Here is a 19,021-nt window from a genome sequence, read left to right on the forward strand (position 1 = left end):
TGAGGAGTGAGAGCGATGAGCGCGTTAAAGTGGGTTCGTGGCGTTAATGGCACCTTGGGCTGGTTCGCACCAAAGCTGGTCGCGAGCAAAATGCGACTGGCATTCATGACGCCGCGGGAGCTGCCGCCGCGTGATTGGGAATTGCCGCTGCTGGCGAAGTCCGAGCGAATCACCCTACGCTTCGGCCTCTCGGCGCTGCGTTGGGGGCAAGGCCCCGCCGTGTTGCTGATGCACGGTTGGGAAGGCCGGCCGACGCAGTTTGCCAGCCTCATCACCGCGCTGGTCGATGCCGGTTACACCGTGGTTGCGCTGGACGGTCCGGCCCACGGTCGCTCGCCGGGTCGCGAAGCCAATGTGGTGCTGTTCGCCCGGGCCATGCTGGAGGCCGCTGCCGAGTTGCCACCGCTGCAAGCCGTCATCGGCCACTCCATGGGCGGCGCCAGTGCCATGCTCGCCGTTCAGTTGGGCTTGCGTACCGAAACCCTGGTCACTATCGCAGCTCCGGCGCGAATTCTCGGCGTATTGCGTGGTTTCGCCCGCTACGTGCGGCTGCCACCGAAAGCCCGCTCGGCGTTCATACGTCAGGTCGAAAGAGACGTCGGCATGCGCGCTGCGGCACTGGATGTCGCGCACTATCAGCTCGATATGCCCGGCCTGATCGTTCACGCCGAAGACGACTGCTACGTTCCGGTCAAGGAATCGCAGTTGATCAACGAGGCCTGGTTCGACAGCCGTCTGTTGCGCCTGCAAGAGGGTGGTCATCAGCGGGTACTGGCTGACCCTCGGGTGATCGAAGGTGTTCTCTCGTTGCTCGCCGGTCGCAGTCTGCAATCGCGCCAATCGGCCTGAGCATCCGTTACACTGCCCCGGTGAAAATTTTCTGACCGGGAGTGGGGCATGGGCTGGGATCGGGCAACGCCATTTATCATTGATCTGGAAGTCGGCGCAGAGGACATCGATGGGTTGGGTCACGCGAACAACGCGGTGTACGTGACCTGGCTCGAACGCTGTGCCTGGCGCCATTCCCAGCGGCTTGGCCTGGACCTGGTCGAGTATCGTCGGCTGGATAGGGCGATGGCGGTGGTGCGGCACGAGATCGATTACCTGGCGGCCGCCTATGAGGGCGATGAGTTGCAATTGGCGACCTGGATCGTCGATTGGGACCAGCGCCTGAAAATGACCCGACACTTCCAGTTGAAGCGCCCCAGCGACAACTCCACGTTGTTGCGGGCGCAGACCACCTTCGTCTGCATCGAACTGTCGACCGGCAAGCCCAAGCGCATGCCGGCGGAGTTCATCGAGGGCTACGGCCCCGCGTTGCAAATCTTGGACACAACCAAAATCTAATGTGGGAGCGAGCCTGCTCGCGATAGCGTTGTGTCAGCCAACAGTGATGCTGCTGATGCACCGCTATCGCGAGCAGGCTCACTCCCACAGGGGAATCTGCGATGTTCTGCAGATTTTCCGCGCAATCCAGTAAACTGCCGCACGTTTTTCGTTGAGTGTGTTTTTCATGCAAATTGCTTTGGCGCCCATGGAGGGGTTGGTCGACAACATCCTGCGGGACGTGCTGACCCGTGTGGGCGGTATCGATTGGTGCGTGACCGAGTTCATTCGGATCAACGATCAACTGCTTACGCCTGCCTATTACCACAAATTCGGCCCGGAACTGCTGACCGGTGCCCGCACCGCCTCCGGCGTGCCGCTGCGGGTGCAGCTGCTCGGTTCCGATCCGGTGTGCCTGGCGGAAAACGCTGCGCTGGCCTGTGAGCTAGGATCCGAGGTCATCGACCTGAACTTCGGCTGCCCGGCCAAGACCGTGAACAAGTCCCGTGGCGGCGCGGTGCTGCTCAAAGAGCCTGAGCTGCTGAACCAGATCGTCGAGCACGTGCGTCGCGCCGTTCCGGCGCATATTCCGGTGACTGCCAAGATGCGCCTCGGTTTCGACAGCCCGGACGGTGCGCTAGTGTGTGCCACGGCCCTGGCCGAAGGTGGCGCAGCGCACATCGTGGTTCACGCGCGGACCAAAACTGACGGCTACAAGCCGCCGGCCCATTGGGAATGGATCCCCCGGGTGCAGGATGTCGTCAAGGTTCCGGTGTTCGCCAACGGCGACATCTGGAGCGTCGAAGACTGGCGTCGTTGCCGTGAAATCAGCGGCGTCGAGGACATCATGCTCGGTCGCGGCCTGGTTTCGCGCCCGGACCTGGCAAGGCAAATCGCAATGGCGCGGGCTGGTGAGGACGTCGTCGAGATGACCTGGGCCGAGCTGCTGCCATTGATTCAGGACTTCTGGCTGCAAGCCAAGGCGCAGATGACGGCACGCCAATCGCCGGGTCGCTTGAAGCAGTGGCTGGCGATGCTGACCCGCAATTATCCCGAAGCGGTCGAGCTGTTCACCGTGCTGCGTCGTGAGACCGAACTGGATCATGTCTCGCGTTTACTGGGGCTTCAGGTGTCCGAAGCCGCCTGAAAAAAATCTGTAAATAATCTCTTGAAAAGCAATCAGCGGTCCTTATTTAAGGATTACGCGATGCCGAATTCGGGTCGCGGAGACAAAAAAACTTGCTGATATGTTTCAGGAGATTTGAATCATGAGTACTGCATTTTCCATGGCACCACTGTTCCGTTCCTCGGTAGGTTTCGACCGTTTCAATGACCTGTTCGAAACCGCCCTGCGCAACGAGCCAGGCAGCACCTACCCACCCTACAACGTGGAAAAACACGGCGACGACCAATACCGCATCGTCGTAGCGGCCGCCGGCTTCCAGGAAGAAGACCTGGAGCTGCAAGTGGAAAAAGGTGTGTTGACCATCAGTGGCGGCAAGCGTGACGCGACCGAAGACGTCACTTATCTGTACCAAGGCATCGCACAGCGTGCCTTCAAACTGTCCTTCCGTCTGGCGGACCATATCGAAATCAAGGCCGCCGGTCTGAGCAACGGTTTGTTGAGCATCGACCTGTTGCGGGTAATTCCGGAAGAGGCGAAAGCCAAACGCATCCCGATCAACGGGACGCAAAAGCCAGCGCTGCAGCACTAAGGCAGAGCAATGAAAAGGGCGCCACTGGCGCCCTTTTTTGTGCCCGTCACTTGAGCAGTTTCTGGAAGTCCTCCACCGGCAGCGGCGGGCTGTGCAAATACCCCTGATAGAAATGGCAGCCCAGCCCCTGCAAAAATTCCAGCTGCTCCGGCGTCTCTACCCCTTCGGCAATCACTTTCAATTCCAGGCTGCGGGCCATGGCAACGATGGCGCGGATGATCTCGGCGTCGTTGGGGTCGGTGGTGGCGTCGCGGATGAACGATTGGTCGATTTTCAGGGTGTCGACCGGCAGACGCTTGAGGTAGGTCAGCGAGGAATAACCGGTGCCGAAATCGTCCATGGCGAAACTCACGCCGAGTTTTTTCAGGCTACGCATTTTGTTGATGGTGTCTTCCAGGTTCTGGATCACGATGCCTTCGGTGATTTCCAGTTTCAGCAGCGAGAAGGGCAGGCCGTGGCTTTCGAGGCTGTGTTCGATGCGTTCGACAAAGTCATTCTGACGAAATTGCCGCGGGCTGATGTTGACGCACAGGCTGAAGTCCAGCGGATCGACCAGGCCTTTGGCGATCAGTTGTTTGAAGGCACTGCAGGCTTCGTCGACGATCCAGGTGCCCACTTCCAGAATCAGCCCGCTGTCCTCCAGCACCTTGATGAACTCGGTGGGCGATTGCTCGCCGAGTTCCGGATGGCTCCAGCGCACCAGTGCCTCGGCGCCGACGATGCGGTCGTTCCGGGCGTCGACCTGCGGCTGGTAATGCACGCGGAACTCGCCCCGGGAAAGGGCCAGGCGCAGATCGGTTTCCATGCGCAAGCGTTCGCTCGCCGCCTTCTGCATGGTGTTGTGGTACATCTGCGCGGTGTTGCGGCCCGAATCCTTGGCCCGGTAGAGGGCGATGTCGGCGCGTTTGAGCAGGTCGGTCGGGGTCGAGCCGTGATCGGGAATCAGCGCGATGCCGATGCTCGGGGTTACTTGCAGGCGTTGTCCGTCGAGGAACATCGGCTCCGACAGCAGTTCACGCAAGGTGTCCGCCAGTTGCAGGACTTGCTCGCTGACCTCATTGCGCGAGCCTTCGAGCCCGCTGAGCAGCACCACGAATTCGTCACCGCCCAAACGCGCGACGGTGTCTTCCATGCGCACGCTGGCTTCAAGGCGCGCGGTGATGATTTTCAGCACGGTATCGCCCACCGGATGACCGAGCGAATCATTGATGTGCTTGAAGTGATCAAGGTCGAGAAACATCAGGGCGCCGCGCAGGTTGTGGCGCTTGAGCAGGGCAATCTGCTGACTCAGGCGATCCATCAACAGGGCGCGGTTGGGCAGGTTGGTCAGCGGGTCGTGGTAGGCCAGGTGGCGGATCTGCGCTTCGGCGTTTTTCAGCAGGCTGACGTCCCGTGCGGTCAGCAGCAGACAGGCGGTTTCGTTGAGGGTGATCGGTTCTATCGAGACTTCGACGGTCAGCAACTCGCCGCGTTTATTGCGCCCGAGCATTTCCTGGTGATGCACCCGGCCCTTGATCTGGAGTTCGGCGAGCAGCGCCGAACGTTGTTTTTCCTCGGCCCAGATGCCGACCTGATACACCGTGCGACCCACCACTTCATCGGCGCGGTAGCCGGTCAGGCGGCAGAAGCCATCGTTAACCTCCAGATAACGGCCGGTGTCGCGCTCGGTGATGGTGATCGCGTCGGGGCTGGAGTGGAATGCCTTGGCGAACTTCTCTTCACTGGCCTTGAGCGCGGCTTCCGAGCGTTGCTGCTGAGTGATATCGCGCAGGGTGGTGACGATGCACGGCTGGTCGCCGACGCTGATCTGGCGGCTGGAAATCACGCAGGTCAGGGCTTGCCCGTCTTTGTGCTGAACGAGGATCGCCACGTTGTTCAGACCCTGTTCGCGGATGACCTGCTCAATCCGTCGCAGGCTTTGCGCCGAAGCGTCCCATAGTCCGATTTCGTCGGCGACGCGGCCAATCACATCGGCGGCGCTCCAGCCGAAGGTCTGGGTGAAGCTGGAGTTAATCTCGATAAATTGGCCGGTGTCCTGACGGGTCACGCAAATCGGGTCCGGGCTGACCTGGAACAGGGTGGCGAACTTCTCTTCGGACGCCACCAGCAGCTGTTCGCGCTCCACCTGATCGGTGATGTCGAGCAGGGTGCCGGCCATGCGCAGCGGAGCACCGTTTTCATCGCGATAGAGTCGAGCGCGGCTCTCCAGGTAGCGCGAGCTGCCGTCCGGCAGTTGCACGCGGTAGGTCAGTTGATAATTGCCGGCCGGGCCTTCTCGCAGGCTGCGATAGGCGTCACGCATGGAGCCACGTTCTTCGTCGGGCACGCCTTCGAAAAACTCGTCGAAGGATTCATGGAAGGGTATGGCTTCCAGCCCATGTAACTGGGCGGCGCGAGCCGAGCCGTACAGCATGCCGCTGGGAATGTGCCAGTCCCAGGTGCCGAGTTGCGCTGAATCCAGCGCCAGGTCGAGGCGCTCCTGGCTGTCTTTCAGGGCATGTTCGGCGGCTTTGCGTTCGGTGGTGTCCAGGAACGTACTCAGCAGATAAGGCTGGCCTTCGAGCTCGACCTTTTGCGCGCTGAGGATGCCGTCGTGGATCTGGCCGTTGCTGGCACGAAATTGCACCTCCATGTTGATCAGTTCGCCCTTGGCCTTGGTGGCTTTGACGAGTTGCGCCCGTTGCTCCGGATGCACCCAGAGGCCCAGTTCCAGGGTGGTGCGACCAATAGCGTTCTGTACTGGCCAGCCAAACAGGCTTTCGAAATACTGGTTGGCTTCGCTGATCAGGCCGTCTTCCTGGCGAGTCAGCAGAACCATGTTCGGACACAGGTGGAACAGCGTGGCGAAGCGTTTTTCCGAGCTGCTCAACGCCTGTTCGCGCTGGCGCTGGTGGGTGATTTCACGGATGACGCCGATCATGCGTGGCCGGCCGTGTTTGTCCGGCAGCAGGCTGCCGTTGATTTCCAGCCAGTGCAGGCTGCCGTCGGGCCAGCGGATGCGGTGATGCATCGCCTGTTCCAGCGGGGCGCCGGCGATCACCGCGTCGAAGGCGCGAATGGTTTTCGCCCGATCCTCTGGCGGCAGCAAGTCGAGGTATTCCAGATCCGCCGGCAGCGGTTGCCGGGGATCAAAGCCGAACAGCGCCTGGGTACCCCGCGACCAACTGATCTGCCCCCGCTCGATGTCCCAATACCAGGCGCCCAGACGTGCACCGTTGAGGGCGGCCAGCAATTGTGGGGCGCTTTCCCAGCTCTGCTCGGACCGTTTTGGGTCAAGCGCCTGTATACGCGGCATCGGCGGAATACGGTCAACAGATTTCGGCATTGGCAAGCCTTGGCTGAGTGAGGTGTCAGGTCAGTGACTCGAGGCCCTATAGACGTAGCACAGCTTAGCCGAGAGTTCCTGGCAGATCGATTTGTGCATCCAGCAAGGCCATGAAGGCTCGCGCCGCATTCGATAGCGTCCTTTCCGTATGCAGGATATAGCCTAGCTGGCGAGTGAGTTGTATGCCCGGTAAAGGTATTCGGGCCACTTGATCGTCAAGCATAGTGCGCGGTAACACGCTCCAGGCCAGGCCGATCGAGACCATCATCTTGATGGTTTCCAGATAATTCGTGCTCATGGCGATGTTTGGCGTCAGACCTTGAGCTTCGAACAGACGCCGGACGATGTGGTGAGTAAAGGTGTTGCCGCCGGGGAAAACCGCCGGGTGCAGGGCAATGTCCGCCAGGCTGACCGGGCCGTGGCTGATCAGTGAGTGCTCCGGAGCGACCACGAAGTCCAGCGGGTCGTCCCACACAGGCGTGGCCTTCACCAGTGCATGGGGCTCCGGCGCCAGGGTAATGACCGCCAGTTCGGCGCGGCCATGGAGGATTTCTTCGTAGGCCACTTCCGAATCGAGGAACTGAATATCCAGCGCCACTTGCGGGTAACGTCGGGTGAACTCCCTTAATAAGGGGGGCAAGCGGTGCAGGCCGATGTGGTGGCTGGTGGCCAGGGTCAGGCGGCCGGTCACTTCGCCGGTCAGGTTGGTCAGGGCGCGGCGCGTGTCATCCAGCACATTCAGAATCTGATAGGCCCGCGGCAGCAAGGCGCGTCCGGCCTCGGTCAAACTGACTTCACGGCCCAGGCGATCGAACAGGCGCACCTTCAATTGCTGCTCCAGCCCGGCAATGCGCTTGCTGATGGCCGGTTGCGTCAGGTGCAGCCGTTCGCCAGCGCCGGAGAAGCTCCCGGTCTCGGCAATCGCGATAAAAGCATTGAGGTTGGCGAGGTCCATTGCAGTATTCCAGTTGGTTATCCAAAGCATGAAAAATATGAATTTGAGTTATTTAATGTAACCCCCTAGGATCGACCTCACAAGCCAAGGGGTTATTGAATCTCTCAAAATCCAGGGCATAGAAACACGCTGATGAGGACCGTCTGATGGCCGGCAAAACGCTTTACGACAAGCTTTGGGATTCCCATGAAGTGAAACGGCGCGACGATGGGTCGTCGCTGATCTATATCGACCGCCACATCATCCATGAAGTGACTTCGCCCCAAGCTTTCGAAGGCCTGCGACTGGCCGGGCGCAAGCCTTGGCGCGTCGACTCGATCATCGCGACCCCGGACCACAACGTACCGACCACTCCGGATCGCAAGGGCGGCATTGAAGCGATTACCGATCAGGTCTCGCGTTTGCAGGTTCAGACCCTTGATGACTACTGCGACGAATATGGCATCACCGAATTCAAAATGAATGACGTGCGTCAGGGCATCGTTCACGTGATCGGTCCGGAGCAGGGTGCCACCTTGCCGGGCATGACCGTAGTTTGCGGCGATTCGCACACCTCGACCCACGGCGCGTTTGGCGCATTGGCCCACGGTATCGGGACTTCCGAGGTCGAGCACGTGTTCGCCACGCAATGCCTGGTCGCCAAGAAAATGAAAAACATGCTGGTGTCGGTCGAGGGCAAGTTGCCGTTCGGCGTGACCGCCAAGGACATCGTGCTCGCGGTGATCGGCAAGATCGGCACCGCCGGCGGTAACGGCCACGCTATCGAGTTCGCCGGCAGCGCCATTCGCGATTTGTCCGTCGAAGGCCGCATGACCATCTGCAACATGTCCATTGAAGCCGGCGCTCGTGTTGGCCTGGTGGCTGCCGACGAAAAAACCGTGGCTTACGTCAAGGGACGTCCATTTGCCCCGAAAGGCGCGGAATGGGACATGGCGGTCGAAGCCTGGAAAGACCTGGTGTCCGACGCTGACGCCGTGTTCGACACCGTGGTCGAGCTCGACGCTACTCAGATCAAGCCGCAAGTCAGCTGGGGCACTTCGCCCGAGATGGTCCTGGCGGTTGATCAGAACGTGCCGGACCCGGCGAAGGAAATGGACCTGGTCAAGCGCGGTTCCATCGAACGCGCCTTGAAATACATGGGTTTGAGCGCCAATCAGGCGATCACAGACATTCAACTGGATCGCGTGTTCATTGGTTCCTGCACCAACTCGCGGATCGAAGACTTGCGCGCTGCGGCGGTGATCGCCAAGGGCCGTAAAGTCGCTTCGACCATCAAGCAAGCCATCGTGGTGCCGGGCTCGGGCCTGGTGAAGGCGCAAGCCGAGGCCGAAGGCCTGGACAAGATTTTCCTCGAAGCCGGTTTCGAGTGGCGTGAACCGGGTTGCTCGATGTGCCTGGCGATGAACCCGGACCGTTTGGAGTCGGGCGAGCATTGCGCCTCGACCTCCAACCGCAACTTCGAAGGGCGTCAGGGCGCCGGTGGCCGTACGCACCTGGTCAGCCCGGCCATGGCCGCGGCGGCTGCCGTCCACGGTCGTTTCATCGACGTTCGCGAACTGATCTGAGGAACCGCACATGAGAGCTTTTACCCAACACACCGGTTTGGTCGCCCCCTTGGACCGTGCCAACGTCGACACCGACCAGATCATTCCGAAGCAGTTCTTGAAGTCGATCAAGCGCACCGGTTTTGGCCCGAACCTGTTCGACGAATGGCGCTACCTGGACGTGGGCTATGCCTACCAGGACAACTCCAAGCGTCCGCTGAACAAGGACTTCGTTCTCAACGCCGAGCGTTATCAAGGCGCCAGCGTGCTGCTGGCCCGCGAGAACTTCGGCTGCGGCTCCAGCCGTGAACACGCGCCATGGGCGCTGGAAGAGTACGGCTTTCGCAGCATCATCGCGCCGAGCTACGCCGACATCTTCTACAACAACAGCTTCAAGAACGGCTTGTTACCGATCATCTTGACCGACGCTGAAGTGGATGAGTTGTTCCAGCAAGTCGAGGCGAATCCCGGCTACGAGTTGACGGTCGACCTGCAAGCCCAGACCGTGACCCGGCCTGATGGCAAGGTCTACAGCTTTGAACTTGACGAGTTCCGCAAGCATTGCCTGGTCAACGGCCTGGACGACATCGGCCTGACCTTGCAGGACCATGAGGCGATTGCGGCGTTTGAAGCCAAACACCGTGCGAGCCAGCCGTGGTTGTTTCGCGACGTTTGATTCTGCGTAAGGCGACATGACGCCATCGCGAGCAAGCTCGGCTCCCACAGGTTATGTGAGTGCCACAGATCCCGTGTGGGAGCGAGCTTGCTCGCGATGACGGTAGCCCATACAACACAAAATATCAGGACATTACGATGACCAGCACCGCCCACAGCCAAGTCGTACAAAAGCAATTCGGTGAACAAGCCTCGGCCTATCTGAGCAGCGCTGTACACGCTCAGGGCACCGAATTCGCGCTGCTACAGGCTGAACTGGCAGGGCAGGGCGATGCCCGGGTGCTGGACTTGGGCTGCGGCGCCGGTCACGTGAGTTTTCACGTAGCGTCGCTGGTCAAGGAAGTGGTGGCCTACGATTTGTCGCAGCAGATGCTCGACGTGGTGGCCGGTGCCGCCGTCGATCGCGGTCTGACCAATGTGTCCACCGTGCTGGGCGCCGCCGAGCGCCTGCCGTTCGCCGATGGCGAATTTGATTTCGTCTTCAGCCGTTATTCGGCGCACCATTGGAGCGATCTCGGCCTGGCCCTGCGTGAGGTTCGCCGGGTGCTGAAGCCGGGCGGCGTGGCGGCGTTCATCGACGTGTTGTCACCGGGCAGTCCGTTGTTCGACACTTACCTGCAAAGCGTCGAAGTGCTGCGCGACACCAGCCATGTGCGCGATTATTCCGCCGGCGAGTGGTTGCGTCAGGTCAGCGAAGCGGGGTTGTATACCCGCAGCACCACCCGTCAACGGCTGCGCCTTGAATACACCTCCTGGGTCGAGCGCATGCGCACACCAGAAGTAATGCGCGCCGCGATTCTGGAGTTGCAGCAATCGATGGGCAACGAAGTGCGCGAATATTTTGAGATTGAGGCCGATGGCTCGTTCAGTACAGATGTACTGGTGCTGATGGCTGAAAGATAAGCATCAAACGAATTTTTCCGGGCGTGCCCCGCGGGCGCACCGACTGATGACATGAGGAAAGCATGAGCAAGCAGATTCTGATTCTCCCAGGTGACGGTATTGGCCCGGAAATCATGGCCGAAGCCGTCAAGGTTCTGGAACTGGCCAACACCAAGTACAGCTTGGGCTTCGAGCTGAGCCATGACGTGATCGGTGGCGCTGCCATCGACAAACACGGCGTGCCGCTGGCCGACGAAACCCTGGACCGTGCACGCGCAGCCGACGCTGTACTGCTGGGCGCCGTGGGTGGCCCGAAATGGGACACCATCGAGCGTGACATCCGCCCTGAGCGCGGCCTGCTGAAAATTCGTGCGCAACTGGGCCTGTTCGGTAACCTGCGTCCGGCGATCCTGTACCCGCAACTGGCCGAGGCTTCGAGCCTGAAGCCTGAAATCGTGGCGGGCCTGGACATCCTGATCGTTCGCGAACTGACCGGCGGCATCTACTTCGGCGCGCCACGTGGCACTCGCACCCTGGAAAACGGTGAGCGTCAGGCTTACGACACCCTGCCGTACAGCGAAAGCGAAATCCGCCGTATCGCCCGTGTTGGTTTCGACATGGCCATGGTACGCAGCAAGAAGCTGTGCTCGGTGGACAAGGCCAACGTGTTGGCTTCCAGCCAGCTGTGGCGTGAAATCGTCGAGCAAGTGGCCAAGGATTACCCTGAAGTCGAACTGAGCCACATGTACGTCGACAACGCCGCCATGCAACTGGTGCGCGCACCGAAGCAATTCGACGTGATCGTCACTGACAACCTGTTCGGCGACATTCTTTCCGACCAGGCGTCGATGCTCACCGGTTCCATCGGCATGCTGCCGTCGGCGTCCCTGGATACCAACAACAAAGGTATGTACGAGCCGTGCCACGGTTCGGCGCCGGACATCGCTGGAAAAGGCATTGCCAACCCGTTGGCGACCATTCTGTCGGTGTCGATGATGCTGCGTTACAGCTTCAATTTGCAGGATGCGGCCGATGCGATCGAGAAGGCCGTCAGTCTGGTATTGGACCAAGGCCTGCGTACGGGCGACATCTGGTCGGCCGGTTGCACTAAAGTCGGTACGCAGGAAATGGGCGACGCAGTAGTCGCCGCGCTGCGGAATCTGTAATCTCTCGGGCCCGCTGCAACTTTCACTCTTGAAAGCAGCGGCCCACTTTTTAAAGAAGGTGTAGTTGCGATGAAACGTGTAGGTCTGATCGGTTGGCGCGGTATGGTCGGTTCCGTGCTCATGCAGCGGATGCTGGAAGAGCAGGATTTCGATCTTATTGAGCCGGTGTTTTTCACCACTTCCAATGTCGGTGGCCAAGGCCCGTCCGTGGGCAAGGACATTGCTCCGCTCAAGGACGCTTACAGCATTGATGAGCTGAAAACCCTCGACGTGATTCTGACCTGCCAGGGTGGCGACTACACCAGCGAAGTGTTCCCGAAGCTGCGCGAAGCCGGCTGGCAGGGTTACTGGATCGATGCCGCTTCCAGCCTGCGCATGCAGGATGACGCGGTGATCGTGCTGGACCCGGTGAACCGCAAGGTCATCGACCAGCAGCTCGACGCGGGCACCAAGAACTACATCGGTGGCAACTGCACCGTCAGCCTGATGCTGATGGGCCTGGGCGGTCTGTTCGAAGCCGGTCTGGTCGAGTGGATGAGCGCCATGACCTATCAGGCGGCTTCCGGTGCCGGCGCGCAGAACATGCGCGAACTGATCAAGCAAATGGGCGCGACCCACACCGCTGTCGCCGATCAACTGGCCGACCCGGCCAGCGCGATCCTCGACATCGACCGCCGTGTGGCTGAAGCCATGCGCAGCGACGCGTACCCGACCGAAAACTTCGGCGTACCGCTGGCCGGCAGCCTGATCCCGTGGATCGACAAGGAATTGCCAAACGGTCAGAGCCGCGAAGAGTGGAAGGCCCAGGCCGAGACCAACAAGATCCTGGGTCGCTTCAAGAGCCCGATCCCGGTCGATGGTATCTGCGTGCGTATCGGCGCCATGCGCTGCCACAGCCAGGCGCTGACCATCAAACTGAACAAAGATGTGCCGATCGCCGATATCGAAGGGCTGATCAGCCAGCACAACCCTTGGGTCAAACTGGTGCCGAACAGCCGCGAAGCCAGCATTCAGGAACTGAGCCCGACGAAAGTCACCGGCACCCTGAACGTACCGGTTGGCCGTCTGCGCAAGCTGAACATGGGCACGCAGTACGTCGGCGCGTTCACCGTCGGCGACCAACTGCTGTGGGGCGCGGCCGAACCGCTGCGTCGCATGCTGCGGATCCTGCTTGAGCGCTGATCGGTTGAAGTAATAAAAGAACCCGTGCCTTGAAAGAGGTGCGGGTTTTTTGCTTTTGCGGTGCCTGTGAGGCCGCTATCGCGAGCAAGCTCGGCTCCTACAGGTTTGCATATACCCTTGTAGGAGCTGAGCTTGCTCGCGATGAGGCCGGCGCAGGCACCACAAATCCCCGGCAGAATTGCCTGCATGCCAACCACCCGGTAAAGTGCCGCTCCCCCCGTTTCGCCAGAGGTAGAACCATGAGCCAGTCCTTTGATATTGCCGTGATCGGCGCCACCGGTACTGTCGGCGAAACGCTCGTGCAGATTCTTGAAGAGCGCGACTTCCCGGTCGGCAATCTGCACCTGCTCGCCAGCAGCGAATCGGCCGGGCATTCGGTGCCGTTTCGCGGCAAGAACGTGCGGGTGCGGGAAGTCGATGAGTTCGACTTCAGTAAAGTCCAGCTGGTGTTCTTCGCTGCCGGCCCGGCGGTAACCCTGAGTTTCGCTTCGCGTGCCACGGCCGCCGGTTGCTCGCTGATCGACTTGTCCGGCGCCTTGCCGGCTGATCGGGCGCCACAGGTCGTGCCTGAAGCCAACGCGCAGGTGCTGGCCAGTTTGAAAAAGCCGTTCCAGGTCAGCAGTCCAAGCCCTTCGGCCACCACACTGGCGGTAGTGTTGGCGCCGTTGCTCGGTTTGCTCGATCTGCAACGCATCAATTTGACCGCCAGCCTGGCCGTCTCCGCCCAGGGCCGCGAAGCCGTCACCGAGCTGGCACGGCAAACGGCCGAACTGCTCAATGTACGCCCGCTGGAGCCGACCTTCTTCGATCGGCAGATGGCCTTCAACCTGCTGGCACAAGTGGGCAAGCCTGATGATCAGGGCCATACGCTGCTGGAAAAGCGCCTGGTACGCGAGCTGCGTCAGGTCATGGCGCTGCCTTTATTAAAGATTTCCGTGACTTGCATTCAAGCCCCGGTGTTTTTTGGCGATAGCTTTAACGTGACCTTGCAGTCATCGAGCGATATCGACCTGGCAAAAGTCAACGCTGCCCTGGAAGACGCGCCCGGTATCGAGCTGGTGGAAGCCGGCGATTACCCGACGCCGGTAGGCGATGCGGTAGGGCAGGACGCGGTCTACGTTGGTCGGGTTCGCCACGGGATCGACGACCTGTCGGAACTTAATTTGTGGCTGACGTCAGATAACGTACGCAAAGGCGCCGCGCTCAATGCTGTGCAGGTGGCTGAATTGTTGATAAAAGACCTGCTGTAAAAGATACTTGGCAACAATTTGTCGAATGAATCCAGCCGGGCGCTATGCTTGGCCGGACTGCTGAAGGCGGGCTCCCTGTGGGGCTTCGCGTGGCATGAATGAAATGATCGCGCGCGACAGACTCTTCGCCGCCGCGCGCAATGCCTTACGGCAGCGACTATCAACACCTTCTCGCTGGCCGAGGAATGTTCAAACAAAGGATGAGGCTATGGTTCAAGTTCGCAAACTGGTGTTAGCAATAGCGGCCGCCTCGGCGCTGTCCTCCGGTATGGCGCATGCCCTCGGGCTTGGGGAATTGACCCTGAAGTCGACGCTGAACCAGCCCCTGGTGGCAGAAATCGAGTTGCTCGACGTCAAGGATCTCACCGCTGCCGAAGTGGTGCCGAGCCTGGCTTCGCCCGAAGATTTTGCCAAGGCCGGTGTCGACCGCCAGGCGTTTCTCAATGACCTGACCTTTACCCCGGTGCTCAACGCCAGCGGCAAAAGCATCCTGCGTGTGACATCCAGCAAACCACTCTCCGAACCCATGGTGAAATTCCTGGTTCAGGTGATGTGGCCCAACGGTCGCCTGCTGCGCGATTACAGCGTGCTGCTCGATCCGTCCAAATTCTCGCCGCAAACCGCTGAAGCGGCTGCGCAGCCTGCACCGACGCAAACCGTCACCGCACCGGTGACCGGTGGCACCAAACCCACCCAATACACCACCGCATCGCGCGATACCCTGTGGGAAATCGCCGAGAAGACGCGCAATGGCGGCTCGGTCCAGCAAACCATGCTGGCCATCCAGGCGTTGAATCCGGATGCCTTTATCGACGGCAACATCAACCGGTTGAAAGCCGGTCAGGTACTGCGTCTGCCGGATCAGGCGCAGAGCACCAATCTGCCGCAACCGAAGGCCATTGCCGAAGTCTCCGCGCAGAACACCGCGTGGCGTCAGGGTCGTCGCTACGTGGCGAAGCCCGGGACCGGACAGCAGCAGCTCGATGCCACCAAACGCGCTCGCGGTGAAGGCCCTTCGTCGCAAACGGCGACAGACAAGCTGAGCCTGGTCTCTGCCGAGTCCGGCAAGGCCGGTGGCAAAGGCGCTGCGGGTGATGCCAAGAATTTGAGCAACAAGCTGGCCGTGACCCAGGAAAGCCTCGACACGACCCGTCGTGACAACGCCGAACTGAAAAGCCGCATGACCGATCTGCAAAGTCAGCTGGACAAGCTGCAACGCCTGATCGAACTGAAGAACAATCAACTGGCCAAGTTGCAAGCGGAAGGCGCGGCGGGTGCGCCGGCACCAGGTGCGACCGCTCCGGCGATGTCAGCCGAACTGGCGGCCAATCCTGATGCAACGCCTGCACCTGCGCCTGAAGCGGCTGCTCCTGAGGCCGCTGCGCCTCCGGCCGAGCAGCCTGTCGAGCCGACGCCGGCAGCGTCCGACGATCAGCAATTCAAGGAACTGCTGACCAATCCGTGGCTACTGGGTCTGGCAGGGGGCGCCGCCGTGGTGGCGCTGTTCCTGCTGCTGTTGCTGGCGCGTCGCCGCAAAGCCCAGCAAGAAGCCGAGAAGCATGTGCGCATGGCCCGTGATTTGGCCGAGGAGCAGGCGTTCTCCGCTGAACTCGACCTGCCAAAAGGCATCTTCGATGATCTGGAAGTGCCGCCGCCGAGCGTGAAGCTCGCTACCGCGCCAACCCCAACCCCAACCCCAACGCCACCGCCTGCACCCGCCAAGGCTCCCGCGCCGGCCCCGGTCATTGCTCCGGTTGTGGTAACGCCACCGATCGCTGCGCCATTGGTTTCGCCTGCTGGCGAGCGCGATGACGACGTATTGACCAAGGCGCAGTCGCACATCACTGCCGGTCGTCTGAATCAGGCCGGTGCCTTGCTGGAAGACGGGATCAAGCAAGAGCCGCAACGCAGCGACTTGCGCCTCAAGCTGATGGAAGTCTACGGTCAGCAAGGCGACCGCGATGCATTCGTTGCCCAGGAGCGCCAACTGGTGGCCAATGGTGACAACTTTGCTCAGGTCGAAAAACTCAAGAGCCGCTTCCCGGCCATGGTCATTGCGGCAGCCGGTGGTATCGCAGCCGCTGCGATCGCTGCCGAACTGGACGCGCAATACGTCAAGGATCTGCTGCTGGACGAGCCTGAAGCGCCGGCACCGGCAGTGCCCGATGACTTCGACACTGCGTTCGATTTGAGCCTGGATGATCTGGAATCTGCCGCTCCGGCAGTGGCTGCACCAGAGCCGGAGGCCGAGCCCGACGACTTCGACACTGCCTTCGATTTGAGCCTGGATGATCTGGAAGCTGCCTCTGCGGCGGTGGTTGCACCAGAACCAGAGCCAGAAGCAGAGTCCGATGACCTCGACAGTGCCTTCGATTTGAGCCTGGATGATCTGGAAACGGCCTCTCCGGCAGTGGTTGCACCAGTACCAGAACCAGAACCAAAAGCAGAGCCAGTGTCTGCGGCTGAGCTGGACGCGTTCCCGCTGGACGACGACCTGAGCTTCGAGTCGGTGTTGCAGCAGCAGGCCGACATCAAGGAAAGCCTCGATGACCTGTCGGACTTCGACCTGGATATGGATCTCGGTGGGGATGCCTCGCCGGCGACCCTGGCCGAAGACGACTTCCTGTTGAGCCTGGATGACGGCGTCAAGGACCTGGATATACCTGTCGCTGAAGCGCCGGTTGTTCCCGAGGTTGCGCTGGACGATCTGGAGCTGCCAGCCGATTTCGACCTTTCGCTGGCTGACGAAATGGACGCGCCAGACGCGTTTGCCGCCGAACTGGACGACGTCAACGCCGAACTGGATCGTTTGTCCCAGAGCCTTGGCGAGCCGAGCTTCACGGCGGAAGACGCGATGGCCTCCGCCGCTGACGAGCCGGAATTCGATTTCCTTTCCGGCACCGACGAAGTCGCTACCAAACTCGATCTGGCCCAGGCCTACATCGACATGGGCGACGCCGACGGCGCCCGGGACATCCTCAATGAAGTGGTGACCGAGGGTGATTCAGGTCAGAAGACCGAAGCCAAGGAAATGCTTTCGCGTCTGGCTTGATTGATCGGTAAGGCGTAAACAAAACGGCAGCCCATTGAGGCTGCCGTTTTTGTTTCAGCGGGGATGAGCTGGCGTCTGTCGGGCCGCCTTCGCGAGCAGGCTCGCTCCCACATTGGATCTGTGGTGTTCACAAACCCCCTGTGGGAGCGAGCCTGCTCGCGAAGAGGCCGGCACTTCCAACATAACTATCGACCCGACAGGCCACAAACAACACACGGCTCTGGCATCCCCGTCCGACAGCCTTATAATGCCCGCCTTTGCGTACATCAGCAGGCTGTCACTCCTTGGCAAATATAGATAATCCGGCCGCCGAAATGGTGGCCGAGGGCTTTTTCCGGATCGCGTTGGGCGTTGAATACAAAGGCTCGCGCTATCGCGGCTGGCAGCGCCAGGCCTCCGGCGTACTCACCGTGCAGGAGACGCTCGAAAAAGCCTTGTCCAAAGTCGCCGACTCACCGGTGTCGCTGCTCTGCGCCGGGCGTACGGATGCCGGCGTGCATGCGTGCGGTCAGGTGGTGCATTTCGATACTCAGGTCGAGCGTTCGATGAAAGCCTGGGTCATGGGCGCCAATATCAATTTGCCCCACGACGTCAGTGTCAGCTGGGCCAAGGTCATGCCGGCGCATTTCCATGCGCGGTTCAAGGCCATTGCCCGGCGCTATCGCTACGTGATCTACAACGATCAGATCCGTCCGGCGCACCTGAACGAAGAAATCACCTGGAACCACCGTCCGCTGGATGTCGAGCGCATGGCCGAGGCGGCGCAGTACCTGGTCGGCACCCACGATTTCAGCGCTTTCCGTGCCGGCCAGTGCCAGGCCAAGTCGCCGATCAAGGAGCTGCATCACCTGCGCGTCACGCGCCACGGCAAGATGATCGTGCTGGACATCCGCGCCAGCGCCTTCCTGCACCACATGGTGCGCAACATTGCTGGCGTGCTGATGACCATCGGTGCCGGCGAGCGTCCGGTGGAGTGGATGAAAGAGGTTCTGGAGAGCCGCATTCGCCGTTCCGGTGGGGTGACGGCGCACCCGTACGGCCTGTACCTGGTGCAGGTCGAGTACCGCGACGAGTTCGAATTGCCCGAGCGTTACATCGGGCCGCACTTCCTGACCGGTTTCTCGGAACTTGACGGCTGACGCCTTCGAACGCTTTTGTTACCATCCGGGACTTTCTCGGATTTACCTTGGGGTTCTATCGACATGTCGGCCGTTCGCAGCAAGATTTGTGGGATTACCCGCATAGAAGATGCGTTGGCGGCGGTTGAGGCCGGGGCTGATGCGATCGGATTTGTGTTCTACGCCAAAAGCCCTCGGGCCGTGACGTTTCAGCAGGCGCGCTCAATCATCGAGGCGTTGCCGCCGTTCGTGACCACCGTAGGGTTGTTCGTCAACGCCAGCCGCTGCGAGTTGGGGGAAATCCTCGACGCCGTGCCGCTGGACCTGTTGCAGTTCCATGGCGACGAAACGGCGGCCGAGTGCGAAGGCTGGCACCGTCCGTACATCAAGGCGCTGCGGGTCAAGGCCGGTGACGACATCGTGGCCGCATGCGATGCGTTTCCAGGCGCCAGCGGTATCCTGCTCGACGCCTACGTTGAAGGCGTACCCGGCGGAACCGGTGAAGCGTTTGACTGGTCTCTGATACCGCAAGGCTTGAGCAAACCGATTATCCTGGCGGGTGGCTTGACGCCGGACAACGTCGCCGAGGCGATTGCAAGGGTTCGGCCTTATGCCGTGGACGTCAGCGGCGGGGTGGAGGCGAGCAAGGGCATCAAGGATCACGCAAAGATTCAGGCATTCATTAAAGCGGTACGCGGAAGCTGATGTGACGGCTGGCACACTGCCGCCGTCCACAGGCATGGCTGAGGGTTTTTGGGGTTGTACGCAGGTCACGCTTCACTGACCCGGCACCCCATCGATCATCGCCACACACATGAATTTAGCTCAAGG

The 19,021-nt window shown here is 60.7% G+C and carries 15 protein-coding genes; 13 read left to right on the top strand and 2 right to left on the bottom strand.

Features of this window, described 5'->3' with window-relative positions; translation table 11 throughout:
• Positions 1-15: 15 nt before the first annotated feature.
• The 4 genes from PMI27_RS04405 (at position 16) to PMI27_RS04390 (ending at position 3,041) form a co-directional block, all read left to right on the top strand.
• Positions 16-849: an alpha/beta fold hydrolase gene (locus PMI27_RS04405; protein WP_008151283.1), complete on the top strand. Its 834-nt coding sequence runs from the start codon at positions 16-18 to the stop codon at positions 847-849.
• Positions 850-897: 48 nt separating this feature from the next.
• Positions 898-1,347, top strand: coding sequence for an acyl-CoA thioesterase (locus PMI27_RS04400; RefSeq protein ID WP_008151280.1), 450 nt, complete (start codon positions 898-900; stop codon positions 1,345-1,347).
• 166 nt (positions 1,348-1,513) lie between these two features.
• Entirely contained in the window at positions 1,514-2,473 is a 960-nt protein-coding gene (locus tag PMI27_RS04395) for a tRNA dihydrouridine synthase (RefSeq protein WP_008151277.1), read from the top strand.
• A 121-nt stretch (positions 2,474-2,594) separates the two neighbouring features.
• On the top strand, positions 2,595-3,041 hold the full coding sequence (locus PMI27_RS04390) for an Hsp20 family protein (protein ID WP_008151276.1): 447 nt from the start codon (positions 2,595-2,597) through the stop codon (positions 3,039-3,041).
• Positions 3,042-3,087: 46 nt separating this feature from the next.
• Here the strand turns inward: PMI27_RS04390 and PMI27_RS04385 are convergent, their stop codons facing one another.
• Both PMI27_RS04385 and PMI27_RS04380 read right to left on the bottom strand, forming a co-directional pair.
• Positions 3,088-6,366: an EAL domain-containing protein gene (locus PMI27_RS04385; RefSeq protein WP_008151273.1), complete on the bottom strand. Its 3,279-nt coding sequence runs from the start codon at positions 6,364-6,366 to the stop codon at positions 3,088-3,090.
• A gap of 64 nt (positions 6,367-6,430) precedes the next feature.
• On the bottom strand, positions 6,431-7,321 hold the full coding sequence (locus tag PMI27_RS04380) for a LysR family transcriptional regulator (RefSeq protein WP_008151271.1): 891 nt from the start codon (positions 7,319-7,321) through the stop codon (positions 6,431-6,433).
• A 146-nt stretch (positions 7,322-7,467) separates the two neighbouring features.
• Here PMI27_RS04380 and leuC point away from each other — a divergent pair, with 146 nt between their 5' ends.
• The 9 genes from leuC (at position 7,468) to PMI27_RS04335 (ending at position 18,895) form a co-directional block, all read left to right on the top strand.
• Positions 7,468-8,886, top strand: a complete 1,419-nt coding sequence (leuC, locus tag PMI27_RS04375; RefSeq protein WP_008151269.1) for a 3-isopropylmalate dehydratase large subunit — start codon at positions 7,468-7,470, stop codon at positions 8,884-8,886.
• 10 nt (positions 8,887-8,896) lie between these two features.
• Complete coding sequence (leuD, locus tag PMI27_RS04370) at positions 8,897-9,541, top strand: 3-isopropylmalate dehydratase small subunit (RefSeq protein ID WP_024164598.1); 645 nt, start codon at positions 8,897-8,899, stop codon at positions 9,539-9,541.
• A 137-nt stretch (positions 9,542-9,678) separates the two neighbouring features.
• A complete protein-coding gene (locus PMI27_RS04365) occupies positions 9,679-10,443 on the top strand; it encodes a class I SAM-dependent methyltransferase (RefSeq protein WP_008145585.1) in 765 nt (254 codons plus the stop codon).
• Positions 10,444-10,505: 62 nt separating this feature from the next.
• On the top strand, positions 10,506-11,588 hold the full coding sequence (leuB, locus tag PMI27_RS04360) for a 3-isopropylmalate dehydrogenase (RefSeq protein WP_008145586.1): 1,083 nt from the start codon (positions 10,506-10,508) through the stop codon (positions 11,586-11,588).
• Positions 11,589-11,657: 69 nt separating this feature from the next.
• Positions 11,658-12,770 carry an aspartate-semialdehyde dehydrogenase gene (gene asd, locus PMI27_RS04355; protein ID WP_008145587.1) on the top strand — a complete coding sequence of 371 codons (1,113 nt, stop codon included), beginning with the start codon at positions 11,658-11,660 and terminating at the stop codon, positions 12,768-12,770.
• 239 nt (positions 12,771-13,009) lie between these two features.
• Positions 13,010-14,020, top strand: a complete 1,011-nt coding sequence (locus tag PMI27_RS04350; protein WP_008145588.1) for an aspartate-semialdehyde dehydrogenase — start codon at positions 13,010-13,012, stop codon at positions 14,018-14,020.
• A 208-nt stretch (positions 14,021-14,228) separates the two neighbouring features.
• A complete protein-coding gene (locus PMI27_RS04345; RefSeq protein WP_008145589.1) occupies positions 14,229-17,072 on the top strand; it encodes a FimV/HubP family polar landmark protein in 2,844 nt (947 codons plus the stop codon).
• Between the two features lie 314 nt (positions 17,073-17,386).
• On the top strand, positions 17,387-18,211 hold the full coding sequence (truA, locus tag PMI27_RS04340) for a tRNA pseudouridine(38-40) synthase TruA (RefSeq protein WP_033053534.1): 825 nt from the start codon (positions 17,387-17,389) through the stop codon (positions 18,209-18,211).
• A 63-nt stretch (positions 18,212-18,274) separates the two neighbouring features.
• Entirely contained in the window at positions 18,275-18,895 is a 621-nt protein-coding gene (locus PMI27_RS04335) for a phosphoribosylanthranilate isomerase (RefSeq protein WP_008145592.1), read from the top strand.
• Positions 18,896-19,021: the final 126 nt, after the last annotated feature.

Source organism: Pseudomonas sp. GM41(2012) (assembly GCF_000282315.2).
In the GTDB taxonomy this organism is placed as follows: domain Bacteria; phylum Pseudomonadota; class Gammaproteobacteria; order Pseudomonadales; family Pseudomonadaceae; genus Aquipseudomonas.

Coding starts and splice junctions, on each gene's coding strand:
- leuB (WP_008145586.1), top strand. CDS start 10,506: ATGAGCAAGCAGATTCTGATTCTCCCAGGTGACGGTATTGGCCCGGAA.
- PMI27_RS04365 (WP_008145585.1), top strand. CDS start 9,679: ATGACCAGCACCGCCCACAGCCAAGTCGTACAAAAGCAATTCGGTGAA.
- PMI27_RS04400 (WP_008151280.1), top strand. CDS start 898: ATGGGCTGGGATCGGGCAACGCCATTTATCATTGATCTGGAAGTCGGC.
- asd (WP_008145587.1), top strand. CDS start 11,658: ATGAAACGTGTAGGTCTGATCGGTTGGCGCGGTATGGTCGGTTCCGTG.
- PMI27_RS04385 (WP_008151273.1), bottom strand. CDS start 6,366: ATGCCGAAATCTGTTGACCGTATTCCGCCGATGCCGCGTATACAGGCG.
- PMI27_RS04380 (WP_008151271.1), bottom strand. CDS start 7,321: ATGGACCTCGCCAACCTCAATGCTTTTATCGCGATTGCCGAGACCGGG.
- truA (WP_033053534.1), top strand. CDS start 17,387: ATGGTGGCCGAGGGCTTTTTCCGGATCGCGTTGGGCGTTGAATACAAA.
- PMI27_RS04350 (WP_008145588.1), top strand. CDS start 13,010: ATGAGCCAGTCCTTTGATATTGCCGTGATCGGCGCCACCGGTACTGTC.
- PMI27_RS04390 (WP_008151276.1), top strand. CDS start 2,595: ATGAGTACTGCATTTTCCATGGCACCACTGTTCCGTTCCTCGGTAGGT.
- leuD (WP_024164598.1), top strand. CDS start 8,897: ATGAGAGCTTTTACCCAACACACCGGTTTGGTCGCCCCCTTGGACCGT.
- PMI27_RS04335 (WP_008145592.1), top strand. CDS start 18,275: ATGTCGGCCGTTCGCAGCAAGATTTGTGGGATTACCCGCATAGAAGAT.
- leuC (WP_008151269.1), top strand. CDS start 7,468: ATGGCCGGCAAAACGCTTTACGACAAGCTTTGGGATTCCCATGAAGTG.
- PMI27_RS04345 (WP_008145589.1), top strand. CDS start 14,229: ATGGTTCAAGTTCGCAAACTGGTGTTAGCAATAGCGGCCGCCTCGGCG.
- PMI27_RS04395 (WP_008151277.1), top strand. CDS start 1,514: ATGCAAATTGCTTTGGCGCCCATGGAGGGGTTGGTCGACAACATCCTG.
- PMI27_RS04405 (WP_008151283.1), top strand. CDS start 16: ATGAGCGCGTTAAAGTGGGTTCGTGGCGTTAATGGCACCTTGGGCTGG.